6 protein-coding genes are annotated in these 13,434 nt (G+C 64.4%); 2 read left to right on the top strand and 4 right to left on the bottom strand.

Annotation, left to right across the window (positions count from 1 at the left end; all coding sequences use genetic code 11):
- Window positions 1-10 precede the first annotated feature (10 nt).
- Complete coding sequence (locus AC1D11_RS05075) at window positions 11-628, bottom strand: ABC transporter ATP-binding protein (protein WP_477647274.1); 618 nt, start codon at window positions 626-628, stop codon at window positions 11-13.
- 118 nt (window positions 629-746) lie between these two features.
- On the opposite strand from AC1D11_RS05075, the gene AC1D11_RS05070 reads away from it, so the two are divergent.
- Both AC1D11_RS05070 and AC1D11_RS05065 read left to right on the top strand, forming a co-directional pair.
- Window positions 747-1,217: a group II truncated hemoglobin gene (locus tag AC1D11_RS05070; protein WP_477647273.1), complete on the top strand. Its 471-nt coding sequence runs from the start codon at window positions 747-749 to the stop codon at window positions 1,215-1,217.
- A 185-nt stretch (window positions 1,218-1,402) separates the two neighbouring features.
- Window positions 1,403-1,741, top strand: a complete 339-nt coding sequence (locus AC1D11_RS05065) for a hypothetical protein (RefSeq protein ID WP_477647272.1) — start codon at window positions 1,403-1,405, stop codon at window positions 1,739-1,741.
- Between the two features lie 102 nt (window positions 1,742-1,843).
- On the opposite strand, the gene AC1D11_RS05060 is transcribed toward AC1D11_RS05065, so the two are convergent.
- From AC1D11_RS05060 to ppc, 3 genes are all read right to left on the bottom strand, one after another.
- Window positions 1,844-10,030 (bottom strand): glycoside hydrolase family 94 protein, encoded by an 8,187-nt coding sequence (locus AC1D11_RS05060; RefSeq protein ID WP_477647271.1) that lies wholly within the window; start codon window positions 10,028-10,030, stop codon window positions 1,844-1,846.
- A gap of 4 nt (window positions 10,031-10,034) precedes the next feature.
- Complete coding sequence (locus AC1D11_RS05055; RefSeq protein ID WP_477647270.1) at window positions 10,035-10,262, bottom strand: hypothetical protein; 228 nt, start codon at window positions 10,260-10,262, stop codon at window positions 10,035-10,037.
- A 214-nt stretch (window positions 10,263-10,476) separates the two neighbouring features.
- Window positions 10,477-13,422 (bottom strand): phosphoenolpyruvate carboxylase, encoded by a 2,946-nt coding sequence (gene ppc, locus AC1D11_RS05050; protein ID WP_477647269.1) that lies wholly within the window; start codon window positions 13,420-13,422, stop codon window positions 10,477-10,479.
- Window positions 13,423-13,434: the final 12 nt, after the last annotated feature.

Here is a 13,434-nt window from a genome sequence, read left to right as displayed (position 1 = left end):
CGGTTCCCGCTCAGTCGCCCAGGTCGATCACACCGGCCAGCGGCACACCGCTAGGAGCCGCATAGTCTGCAATGACCGCCGCCCGCCCTGCATGCGTTGAGATGTCTTGAAGCCGCTCTTTGACAAAGGCAATCGAGGGAGCGTCCAGCGCGGCGAAAGGCTCATCAAGCAGCAACACCGCAGCACCCGAAGCAAACGCCGCCGCCAGCCAGACCTTGCGCTTCGATCCGGTGGACAGCATGAAAAGCTGCTTGTGCATATGCGGCTCCAGCCCCAGGCCTTCGATCAACGGGGCTATCAAATCCGCGTCAAACCCTGGGTACCGACCGCGAACATTTTCGAAATACTGCGGCGGTGTAAGTTGATCAAACCTGTCGGTGCGCGGCTCCACCCAGAACAGCTGCTGGCGATACGCATCCGGCTTGTCTGTGAGGGAAATACCGTTAAGCCGTAACTGCCCTTCATCGGCCGACAAGGCCCCCGCCAGCAGGCGAAGCATGGTGCTCTTGCCACGCCCGTCACCGCCTTGCACCAGCGTGACACCGGGCAGAATTTCGCCGGACCAGTCGGCAAGGATTTCGACTTGCGGGTTGGGGTAGCGGAACCACAGTCCTTCAATGGTGAGCATGGTGGGTATATGACGGGGGCTTATGGACGTTATGAATGTGGTGGCACGAATGCCGGTGGCAATGTTAATCTGCGTTTTCCCTGAAAAATCTTTCCACTGAATCGGCCAGGACATCGCCATGCCAGAACGTGTCATTCCAAGCTTGTACGAGTGGGTAGGCGGCATAGACGCTCTGACCCGATTGACCACGCGCTTTTATGAGCATGTGAAGAAGGATGTCTTGCTGGGGCCTGTGTTCGCGCACATGGACGACGGCCACCCGGCCCATGTCGCCGCATTTCTGGGCGAAGTCCTGGGTGGACCCGCGACATATTCGAAGCAGCATGGCGGCCATCCGCACATGATCCGGCAGCACCTGAACCGGCATCTGCTGCAGGAGCAGCGGCGCCGATGGGTGGCCCTGCTGCTTGAAACGGCGGATGAACTGGGCATGCCCGACGACCCCGAATTCAGGTCGGCGCTGGTGGGATACCTTGAGTGGGGTTCGCGACTGGCCGTGATCAATTCGCAGCCGGGCGCCACGGTGGACGCTGATGCGCCCATGCCGAGATGGGGCTGGGGTGAAGTCAAGGGGCCTTACATTGGCTAGCGGCTTTTCGTCTGCCTCACCTGACTGCACTTTACAAACCGGGTGAATCTTACGCAGGAGCGCTCTAAAACCCCAAATCTTGACTGCCGTCAAGAACACCGTGTCAGGCGGGACCCCGCTCTTGATTTCCGTCAAGAACACTTCATGGCCGCAGGTTCACCATGAGTGCTGCCTAAGGAAACACCATGAGCTCGATCCACCATGCGCCTCCTCTTCCAAGCCTCGCCTCACGCTGTTACCGGCTGACGCCGGGAGGCCGCGCCTGTGTGGACATGGTGAACACCAAGGTGCAGACCACCGGCTCGTTGTCGCCTTACCTCCGCGACGTACTGGAGATGTGCGGCACGGGCGTTTGGTTCGAGCAGTTGCAGCAGTTCATGCCGCCGCGATCGCTTGACGAATCCTTGCGCTCGTTGCTGACGCTGGGCCTGATTGAAACCGTGGATGCGGGCGAAGTGCCCGTATACCTGCCCCCTGCCACACATCGCACGCCGTCGATGTTGGGCGACATGAAGAACGCCTGAGATGCCCCGGAGTCAAAAAGAGGGGGTGTTTATAAGGAAAACAGGCTCCCGGCCCTTACGCAATGAGCGCGAGTAGCTATTAAATCAATAGCGGCGAGAAATTCAATTTGCTTCAGCCTGCACCAACAACGCCGCTTGCGCCGGCAGGTCGGCCAGCAGCACCACCTGTCCCGGTGTAATCACCATGTCGGGCTTGAAAGTGTCTTCTGCGGCAAGTCCCGCGCGTTGCCAGCGAAACTTCACCACGCGCTCCTGCAGGCGCAGCGTGATCTCAAACGAGGGCCAGTGCCCTGGCACGCGGGGCGACAGCGACAGCGTGCCTTGCTGCACCTTGAGGCCCAGAATGTTTTCCACCGCCGCGCGGTGCAGCCACGCAGCCGAGCCGGTGTACCAGCTCCAGCCGCCGCGGCCCACATAGGGCGCCGCGCCATAGATGTCTCCCGCCATCACGTAGGGCTCCAGCTCATAGGCGGGGCCGCGAACGGGGTGTTCGCTGCGGTGGGCGGGGCTCAGTGCCTTGAAGCTTTCCCAGGCGGCTTCGGTGTCGCCGGTGATGGCTTGCGCCATCATGGCCCAGACGCCAGCGTGCGAGTACTGGCCACCGTTTTCACGCACACCCGGCGGGTAGGCCTGGATGTAGCCCGGGTTGTTGTCCGACTTTTCCAGCGGCGGCGCCAGCAGGCGCAGCAGGCCCGCTTCGTTGTCCACCAGCTGTTCATTCATGGCCTGCATGGCGGGGCCGATGAAAGCCTCGGTGGAAGCGCCGGAAAGGACCGACCAGGCTTGTGCAATCAGGTCGATGCGGCATTCGTCATTGGTGGAAGAGCCGAGTGGAGCGCCGTTGTCGAAGAACGCCCGGCGGAACCAGGCACCGTCCCAGCCGGCGTCGTGCAGGGCAGCAACCCAGCCGGAGCGGGCCTGGCGCCAGCGCTGTGCACGGCCGTCGTCGCCGCGCGATGTGGCCAGGGGCAGAAAGTCATTGACCACGCGGCATAAAAACCAGCCCAGCCAGACAGACTCGCCGCGGCCTTCGTGGCCCACGCGGTTCATGCCGTCGTTCCAGTCACCCGTGCCCATCAGCGGAAGGCCGTGTGCGCCTATGGCCAGGCTGCGGTCCAGGGTACGGGCGCAGTGTTCGAACACCGTGGCGGTTTGCCCGCTGGTTTGCGGCGCGTAATACGCGTCTTCCGCACCTTCGGGAATCGACGGCCCGTCGATGAAGGCAACCTCTTCATCCAGGATGCTGGTGTCTCCTGTGACCTGGATATACCAGGCGCAGGCATAGGGCAGCCACAGCAAGTCGTCTGAAAAATGGGTGCGCACGCCTTCACCGCCGGGCGCGTGCCACCAGTGCTGGACATCCCCCTCGGGGAATTGGCGCGAGGCGTTCAGCATGATTTGCGCACGCAGGCGGCCCGGTTCAATGACGGCGAAGGCCATGGCGTCCTGCAACTGGTCCCGAAAGCCGAATGCGCCGCCGGCCTGGTAGAAACCGGCCTTGGACCACAGGCGCGATGCCAGGGTCTGGTAGAGCAGCCAGCGGTTGACCAGGGCGTCAAACAGCGGATCGGGCGTCTGCACCTGCACTTTGCCCAGCAATCCGGACCAATAAGCCTTGACCTGTTCAAGCGCCTGCGCCGCATCTTTGCCTTGCCAGCTGCGGGCCAGTTTTAGCGCCTGCGTGGCGTCGCCGGCATGGCCGAGGAGGAAGGTGAACGCAAGAGCCTGGCCGGGAGGCAGGGAGAACTCGCTTGCCAGCGCGGCGCAGGGGTCCACGCCGCCGGCGGCATTCTGGCCCAGGGCGGAAGGAGGCACCAGCCGGCCTGTTGCGTCGAAAAATTCGCTTCGGTCGCAGGTCCACTCGGGTGTGCCGGGTAAACCGGCCAGTGACAGGAACGCCGTGCTGCCGCCGAAGCCCGCCCGGCTTTCACGCTGCTGCGCAAACACGGCAGTCAGCAGGCTGTCTTTGTCTTTCCACGCATGGATGGTGCGGCGTTCGTGGCGTGCAGCACCCATCTGCCATTCGACCATGGCCAGGGCGCGCAGCTTGCGTGTGGTGCTGCCCTGGTTATGAAGCCTTACCTGCACCAGTTTGACCGGATCAGCCTGATCAACAAAAAAAGTGGTTTCCGCATGCAGCGCACCGTGCTGGCATTCGAATACGGTGTAGCCCTGGCCGTGACGCACACGGCAGGCAGGCGCCGGGCCGTGTTGTGCAGACGGGCTCAATGCCAGCACCTGCTGCGTGTCCACATCCTGCAGCAGATAGTGCTCGAAGGTGGGGTCCGCCACCGGGTCGTTGGACCAGGGCGTGACCTGGTGCAGCCGGCTGTTGACTGCCCATGTGTAGCCGGCGCCGGTCTCCGACACCTGAAAGCCGAAAGAGGGATTCGCGATCACGTTGATCCATGGTCGGGGCGGACGATGCAGGCTGTCAACGTCAAACCGGAACTCGCCGGTGCCGGCATCGAAGTGCCCCTGGGGTGTCTGCAGTGCACCGGGCTGACCGGTGGCGCTGGTAGAACCAGAGGACAGCGCTGGCAGCGGACGGGTGGCAGAGCCCGCACGGCGCTGGGCGTTGGCCGTGTTGCGCAGCGCTGCGGCCTGTTGCTCAAGCGGCCTGCCGTCTGCCACCAGAATGACGCGTGCCAACCCCGTCAGTGCGGCTTTTTCCGAGGGCACGATTTCCTGGTCGCGCAGCAGGTAAAAACCACCGGCGTCGCTGCGCGGAAAGCTGTTTTCCGTTTGTTGCAGTGTGCGGTCGCGCAGCGCCAGGATGTCGCGTTGCAAGGGCATCAGGTAGGAATTGACTTCGCTGTTGAGGATGACCACGTCGGTGCCCAGCCCGCAGAAACTCCACCAGGGTTGGGCCCGCAGCAATGAATGCACCAGCGCCATCCCGTTGCTGGAGTGGATGAGCACCAGTACGATGGGTTTGTCTCCCGAGATGCCGAAACGCCAGAGCTGGCGCTGGTCCAGCAGGCCGCGTTCTGCCATTGGCCGCGCGCAGCTGTACATCAGCGCCGTGTTCAGGTCCTGCAGCGCTGCATTTTCCTCAGGGTCGACCCCCAGGTCGCGCAGCCGCACCTGGGCCAGCGTGGCGGCCATGCGGGTAGCGCGCTCCACGTGCATGGGCTGCAGGTATTTGTCGATGCGTGCTGCGAGTTCGTCGCTGCTGGACGCGGCGGCTGTGGCAAAGCTGAGCCGGGCCACGCCGCCTGCCGGAATGCGGATGCGAAGGCGCAGGCCCGCAACCGGGTCCAGTCCGTTGATGGGTGAGCCGTCCTGGCCGTGCGCCTCGGTCCGCAATGCCGGCTGGCCCGGCTCCCGGTTACGGCCCAGAAAGGCGCGCCTGTCCGAGATGAAATCGATGGCGCGGACGTTGGCCTCTGAATTGGCGAGGAAATGTGCGACCGCCATGACAGGATCGCCCTGCAGCCGGGGTTTGCGCGACAGCAGCAGGGCGCGCCATTCGGGATGCCAGCGTGTCTGGACAAACAGGTTCGAAAATGCCGGATGGGCCTCGTCGGCGCGCGGGTCGGTCAACACCGCTTCAAAACATGAAATCACGTCGAGCGTCATCTCCGTGGCCGACAGGTTGCGCAGCGTCACGTTGCGCATTTCGGTGTCGTCCTCGGGACTGACCAGCACGCTGGTGCTTGCCTCCAGCTGATCGGAGCTCACGTCAAATTGCACGCGGTCCGGCAGGTAGGTGGCCTTGTATTGCCAGCCGGGATGCGGCGCCGGATGTTGCGTCAGGGACCAGGCCTGCTCCTGGCCGGACGGACGCAGGTAGATGAAGGTACCGCAGGCATCGCGAAGCAGGTCGTCGCGCCAGCGGGTGATGTTGTAAGTCTTGCCTGCGGTACGCCAGCGGCTGACACCGGCCCCATTGGCACGCAGGGCGACGCTGTAGCGCCCATTGGACAGCAGCTGTGTCGGTTGCCAGCCGGGCATGGCCGGGTCGAGCTCACGCGAATGGTACAGCCGGGCTTCGGCCAGCTCCGCGGGTTCGGGCAATGCGCGCGGGTCTGCGCTTTCGATGATCTGGCGCGGTGTTTTTTCATGCAGCAGCGATTCGAAAGCCTGCACTAGCGGCGCCGAAGCGAACCAGCGGCGCGGTGCTTCGTTGCACAGCACATTGCACAGCGCCACCAGTGACATGCCCTGGTGATGCGCCATGTAGGTGTTGACCAGGCTCATCGCCTGGGCGCCCGGTTGCCTGGCGACGGTGAAATCCAGCGCATCGGCAAAGCCGTATTCGCCGCGCGCACCCCATTGCTCAAGCTGGCGCAGGTTGGCGACCGCCTCCTGCGGCGTGAACTGGGACGCCATGATGCTGGCATAGGGCGCCACGACGCGGTCGGCAGGCGGGGTCCGCCGAAGGGCCAGCCGCGGCACGCCAAACGGCGAATACTGGTAGGCCAGTGTATGGTCTTGCCCAAAGTAGGCCGACTCCGAAACGCCCCAAGGCAGGCCCTGCGCCTGGCCCCAGGCCTGCTGCTCCTTGACGGCCGCAAGGCCGGACACATGCAGCAGGCCTTCGTCGGGCTCGCTCATGACCAGCGAAGGCATCAGGTATTCAAACATCGAGCCTGACCAGGACTTCAGGCCGGGCGTTACACCCACCGTCAGGAAGGCGCGGCCCAACGCCAACCAGTGGCGCCGCGGCACATCACCTTTGGCAATCGCCAGGAAGCTGGTCAGGCGCGCCTCCGAGGCGATCAGGTCGTAATAGCTGGCGTCAAGTGCCTGTTCGTGCACACGCAGCCCGATATGAAACAGGTGGCGCTTGGGGCTGTAAAGGCCGCCGAAATCCATCGCCATACAAAGCTTTTCACAGCGGGCTCCCAGTTCCAGGAGTTGGGTGGATTCGCCTGGCGATGTTTCCTGGTGCGCCGCCAGCTGGCGAACACACTGCGCGACGGCCAGCAGGTGGCCCGCCAGGTTACCGCTGTCTACGGTGGAAACATAGGCCGGAGGCAGCACCTGGAGCGACCGGGTTTCATACCAGTTGAGCAGGTGTCCCTGGTGCTTGGGCAGTGCCTCGACCGTGCCCAGCGTGGCGCCCAGCCGCGCGATCAGCTCTGTGGTGGATATCCAGTTGAACTCGCGCGCGCAGGCTGCAGCCATCAGGTACAGGCCGATGTTGGTTGGCGAGGTGCGGTGTGCGATCGTCGGTTCCGGCTCCATCTGCAGGTTGTCCGGCGGCAGGTGGTGGTCTTCGGGGCCGACGCAGCGTTCAAAGAAGCGCCAGGTCTGGGCCGCCAGCTTCATGAGGTAGGCGCGGTCTGCGGCGCTGAGTGACAGGTATGGCGTGCGAACGGCCGGCTTGCTGCCCCACCAGGCCACTGCGGGCGCCAGCGCCCACAGCAGGAAAAGCACCGGACCGATCAGGGGGTACACCCCCCAGCATGCGGCCGTGCCCAGCGCCAGGCACAACGCGGACACCGGGGCATGGTTGCGGACAAAAGCGCCCAGCGTGTACTGGGCGGAAGCCTGGGCCTGGGCGGCAGTGGTCCACTGCAGCAGATGGCGTCGGCTGATGGCCATGCGCCAGAGGGCCCGTGTGATGGCGTCGAACGACAGGGCGGCAAGGGCGGGCAGCTGGCTCAATTGCCAAAGCGCCTGCGCCATGCTGCGGGCCACATCGCGCATGCCGACGTCAAAGAAGTGCCCCCAGGCGATGCCTCGCCGCGTGGGAACCAGCCCTGCCAGCGCACCCATCAAGGGGCCGGCCAGGAATGCCAGCACGGTGAAAACCAGTGCAGTCGCCACAGGCAGCGCACCCGTGAATATTGTCCAGGTTAGAAGCGCGAAGCAGGCCGGGGCGATCATCGAACGACGCAGGTTGTCTGCCATGCGCCACAGGCCCAGGGCATCAATGCCGTAGCGCTTCGCATACAGCATCAGCGGCAGCAATTGCCAGTCGCCGCGCGTCCAGCGGTGTACGCGTGATGCGGCCACGCCCGCGTGATGTGGGTGGTCTTCCATCAGCACGACGTCGCCTGCGTAGCCGCAGCGGGCAATGCTGCCTTCCAGCAGGTCGTGGCTCAGGATGGCACCCTCGGGCATGCGGCTGTCCAGCACGGCATGCACGGCCTCGACATGCAGCAGGCCCTTGCCGATGAAGTTGCCCATGCCGAACACGTCCTGGTACAGGTCGGAGGTGCCGTTGCTGTAGGGATCCAGGCCGCGCTGGCCCGCAAACATCGCATGGAAAGGTGAACGCTCGTGATGGGCCGACAGGGGCATGGCCACGCGGGGCTGCAGGATGCCGTAGCCGGCGGTCACGCGCCGCGTCTCGCGGTCGACGTGCGGCGTGTTCAACGGGTGCGCAGCGATGGCTACCAGTTCGCGCAGGGAGCCCGCCGGCAGGCTGGTGTCGCTGTCGAGCGTCAGCACGTAGCGTATGCCCGGCGCCAACCGCATGTTGCCGTCCACAGGGACAAATTGCGATGACGAGTGTCCGGCCAGTTGCCGCAACAGCATTTCGAGCTTGCCACGCTTGCGTTCCGCCCCGATCCATCGGCGCTCCGTCGCGGACCAGCTGCGCGGGCGGTGCAGCAGTAAAAATCTTGCTGGTAAGTCGGAGCTCGCCGGCGGGCAGGCTGCGTTGAGCGCGCGCAGTTTGACAAGGACGTCTTCGAGCAGCTCTGAATCGCCGGCCAGGCTCTCGGCGTCGGCGTCAGCCCAGTCTGTCAGCAGGGCAAACTGCGCATGGGTTTCGCGGCTGGCCAGCCAGTGCAGCTGCAGGCGGTGCACCAGTTCGCTGTTGGCACAAGCTGAAGAAAGCATCGAAGGTATCACCACCAGCACGCGGTGTTCAGCCGGGATGCCCGTGCTGAAATCGAGACGGGCCAGGGGCTGTATGCGTGTGGATTCAGCGATCAGCCGGTGGATGAGCGCAGCGACCACCTCTGACGCGGGCCAGACCATCAGCACCAGGGCCACCCACGCCGTCCAGGGCAGTGTGGCGAGGGGGTGCGCAGCCCAACTGAGCAACGCAGCGGTTCCGGTAATCCATGCGGCCGCGTAGAGCGGCAGGCGCCAGGCGCGCGGTGTTTCGGGGGCCGGCGATGGTTTGCGGGGCGCTGCGTCGGGCTGCAATGCTGCTTCCAGCAGCGGGCGGCCCGGTCCTATCAGGTAGTAGCCGGCGGTGTGTGCCGCCGGAGAGTTGTTGGGTTGGTGCGCGGCAGCCAGCACCGCTTCGGCGACGGCGCGCTCGGATTTACCGGTTTGCTGCGCCAGCCTCTCCATGGCGCGCGTGATCTGCTGGCGCGTCATTTCGCTTTCGCGGGAAAAGCTGGGCAGCCGGCGCAAGACCTGCAGGGAATGGCTGACCGGCTCGATCAGCTCCACCCACTCCACTTGACCTATGAGCCGCAAGGTGGTGATGATGTTGCTGACGGTCAGGTTGGCGGCGACCTGGGTGGTTTGCCCTTCGCCGATCATGCCCAGGGCATCGCCGCAATGCTTTTCGGTCCAGCGGACGAGGGGTGGCGCCGAAGGCGAGTCCGGCTCTTCACGTTCGGCGGGCATGCGCTGCCAGAGCTGCGTGAGATAGCTGCGTTCAAGGCCGTGGGCCTGCATCAGGCCGTACAGCTCGTCGAGATCCTGCAGGCTCAGTACGCCGGCCTTGTCCCAGGTGGCATGCGCCACTTCACGGGCCACCTTGTTCCAGGCGATGCGGTCGGCCATACGGCGCAGGTTTTCCAGCAGGACCACGCGCAGCGTGGTCGGCAAGGCCCAGAGTTCGCCAAGATTGAGTTCACTGACCTCCTGGTAGGCATGCAGGAAGGCCGTGAAGAGCTCCGGGTCCAGCACGCTGTCGGTGTGCGCTACATAGGCCCAGGCAATACCGTATACCCGGGGAAGGCCCTCCAACGGCTTGCTCGCCAGCTTGGGCAAATCCGCGTAGTAGCGCAGCGGGACGCCATCCTGGATCTGTTGCAGCTGGGCTTCGACAAGGTGGAAATTGTCGAGCAGCCATTCGGCGGCAGGCGTTACGTAGTGGCCTGTCAGCGAAGTCAGGGCGATGTAGTCGTAAGCAAGGCGGATTGCAGCGATGTTTTCCTGCACGCGCGGGAAAAAAGGCGGGCCGTGATCGGGGCTGCCGGCAGGCCTGATAGGCTGGGCTGCGGCCAGGCTGCGACCGTGTTCCTCAAAGCGCTGCGCACCGAAAAGTTCGGCGCGGATGGGTTGCTCTGCGCCGCCCTGGCGGGAGGCGAGCAGTTGCCGGGCGTAGGCGCTTAGGGTGTCCAGCCGCTCGATGACAGCGGGGGTCACGCGCTCAGGCTACGGCTAACAGGCCAAGAAAAATAGCCAGTATGGCCGCCACTGTAATGATGCGCGGTGAAGCCAGGGAGTGCGCGGACTGGAGCCCGGACTGGAGCGTAAAAAACCGGCTGCGCGAATGCGCACACTGGTTCATGTGTGACGCCAGATCGGCGGCGTCGGTGGAAACAAAATCGTTTTGAATGGCGGACGGTGAGTCGGCCATGATCTCCAGGGTAGTCATGATTTTGCGCTCCGGGGTAGCTGGTTTGGGCAACGCGTGGCGAAATGCCCGCATTGCTCCGTGTCTGACACCATGCTACGCACCGACCCCTCGCGGGGCCATCAGAAGACGCTGGAGTTTGTCTAGGACAAGGCCTACAGTATGCGCCCCTGGCAATACCCTTACAGCGAGAAACCTCTCACGTGCAGCATGGCTGCCCGTTGTTCACGACCGTTCAGCCTGTGTTGCGCAAGCCCGCGGCAATCCCGTTGATGGAAATGTGAATGCCGGTTTGCACCCGCTGGTCGGCCTGGCCGGCACGGTAGCGCCGCACCAGCTCCACCTGGAGGTGGTGCAGGGGGTCGATGTACGGAAAACGGTGGCGGATGGAGCGCTGCAGGGCTGCGTTGCCCGCCAGCCGCTGCTTTTCCCCGGTGATCAGTGTCAGCGCCTCGGCCGTACGATGCCATTCGGATTCAATCGCGCTGAAGATTCTTTTGCGCAGGCGCGCATCACCCACCAGCTCCGAATAGCGCGAGGCCAGTGCCAGGTCGCTTTTGGCCAGCACCATATCCATGTTGCTGAGCAGGGTGCGGAAAAACGGCCACTGCTTGTACATTTTTTGCAGCAATGCCAACGCTTCCCTGCGGCTGGCGGGCGTGCCGCCCTGCTGGAGGAATTGCTCGATGGCCGAGCCGAAGCCGTACCAGCCGGGCAGGGTCAGGCGGCACTGGCCCCAGCTGAAACCCCAGGGAATCGCACGCAGGTCTTCAATTTTCTGCGAAGCCTTGCGCGATGCCGGGCGGGATCCGATGTTGAGTTCCGCAATCTCGCGGATCGGCGTGGAGCCAAAAAAGTATTCGGTGAATCCCGGGGTTTCGTAAACCAGGTCGCGGTAGGCCGCCATGCTGGCGTGCGACAACTCGGCGGCGGCTTGCAAAAAGGCTTTGGTGGCGGGCTTGGTCGGCTGCAGCAGCGTGGCCTCCAGCGTGGCGGCCACCAGGGTTTCCAGGTTGCGCCGGCCAATCTCGGGATTGGCATATTTGGAGCCGATCACTTCGCCTTGCTCGGTCAGGCGGATCTGGCCGCGCACCGTGCCGGGCGGCTGCGCCAGGATGGCCTGGTAGCTCGGGCCGCCGCCGCGGCCGACCGTGCCGCCGCGGCCATGGAACATGCGCAGCTGGATGTTGTGCGAGTTGGCCAGTTCGTCGAACAGCTCGACCAGCGCGATCTCGGCGCGGTACAACTCCCAGTTGCTGGTGAAGATGCCGCCGTCCTTGTTGCTGTCGGAATAACCCAGCATGATGTCCTGCTCGGCACCGCTGCGCTTGACCAGCTGGGCGATGCCGGGCAGGGCGTAGAACTCGCGCATGATGGGCGCGGCATTGCGCAGGTCTTCGATGGTTTCAAACAGCGGCACGACGATCAGGTCGTTGGTGGCGTGGCTGTCGAGCGTGGCGTGCATGAGGCCGACTTCTTTTTGCAGCAGCAGCACCTCGAGCAGGTCGCTCACGGTCTCGGTGTGGCTGATGATGTAGTGTCGGATCGCTTCCTTGCCGAAGCGGGCACGTGCTGTGCGGGCCGCCTCAAAAATCGCCAGTTCACCGCGGGCGTGGGCCGAATAAGCGGTGCCGACCACGCGCAGCGGCCGTGCATCGTTGAGCAGGCCCATCAGCAGTGCGCGTTTGGCCGCTTCGTCCAGCTTGCCGTAATTCGCCTCGATGCGTGCAACGGCCAGCAGTTCGGCCACCACTTCTTCGTGTTTGTCGGAACTCTGGCGCAGGTCGACCGTGGCCAGGTGAAAGCCGAACACTTCGACCGCGCGGATCAGCGGGTGCAGGCGCTGGGCGATCAGCGCTTCGCCGTGATGGGCCTTGAGGGAGTCTTCGATGGTGCGCAGGTCGGCCAGGAAGTCCTCCGACTTGAGGTAGGCATTTTGCGGCGCTACGGCATGGCGCGCGGCATCGCCGCCGGTCAGGTCCTTGAGCGTGGCAGCCAGGCGGGCGTAGACGCCGGTGAGGGCGCGGCGATAGGGCTCGTCCTTGCGGTGTTCGCTGGTGTCGGGTGAGCTTTCGGCGAGCAGCCGCATCGCGGGACTGAACTCGACCAGCATGGCTGACAGCGAGAGCTCGCCGCCCAGGAAATGCACCTCGGTCAGGTAGTGGCGCAGCGCCACTTCTGCCTGCCGGCCCAGCGCGTAATTGAGGGTGTCGGCGCTGACGTTGGGATTGCCGTCGCGGTCGCCGCCTATCCATTGGCCCATGCGCAAAAAGCTGTGCACCGGCTGGTTGCCCAGTTCGCGTTCCAGGTTGGCGTAAAGCTTGGGAATCTCCCGCAGGAAAGTGGCTTCGTAGTAGCTCAGCGCATTTTCGATTTCATCGGCGACGGTGAGTTTGGAAAAACGCAGCAAACGGGTTTGCCACAGTTGCATGACGCGGGCGCGAAGCTGCGCTTCGTTGGCGGCCAGCTCGCGCGGTGTCAGCGCATCCTTGGCGGCATTGACAGCTTGCGCCAGTGCCTTGATGTCGTCCCGCGCCGTCAGCAGCAGGGCGATGTCGCGCTCGGCGTCCAGGATGCTTTTGCGCTGCACTTCGGTCGGGTGGGCGGTCAGCACCGGCGAGACAAAGCTGTGCGCCAGGGTGGTGGAAATGGTTTTGGTCGAGATGCCGGCCCAGCGCAGTCTTGCCAGCGCCACGTCGATACTGCCTTCCTGGGTGTCGCCCGCGCGCTCGTGCACTGCGCGGCGGCGGATGTGGTGGCGGTCTTCGGCCAGGTTGGCCAGGTGGCTGAAATAGGTGAAGGCGCGGATCACGCTCACCGTCTGGTCGCCGGACAGGCCCTTGAGCAGTTTCTTGAGCGATTTGTCGGCGTCGGCGTCGGCGTCGCGCCGGAAGCTGACGGAGAGCTTGCGCACCTGTTCGATCAGTTCGTAGGCGGCAACGCCTTCCTGCTCGCGGATCACGTCGCCCAGGATGCGGCCCAGGAGGCGGATGTCTTCGACCAGCGGGCGTTCGTTGTCCCTGGAACGAGTGGATGACCTTACGCCCCCACGTTCGCCCACTGCATGTGGCTCTCTGCCCGCCGAGGGGGCTGGCCTTGCTTGGGGCGCCCCAGCGCTGCGGCCGCTGCTCTTGTCGCTGACAGCGGAGTTATTCCTTTTTACGCGCGTGGAAGTGACCATCTCTACCCTCTA

Source organism: Polaromonas sp. P1_E11 (genome assembly GCF_056405995.1).
The sequence above is the reverse complement of the archived record's forward strand: the minus strand, read 5'-3'. Positions and strand labels throughout refer to the sequence as shown.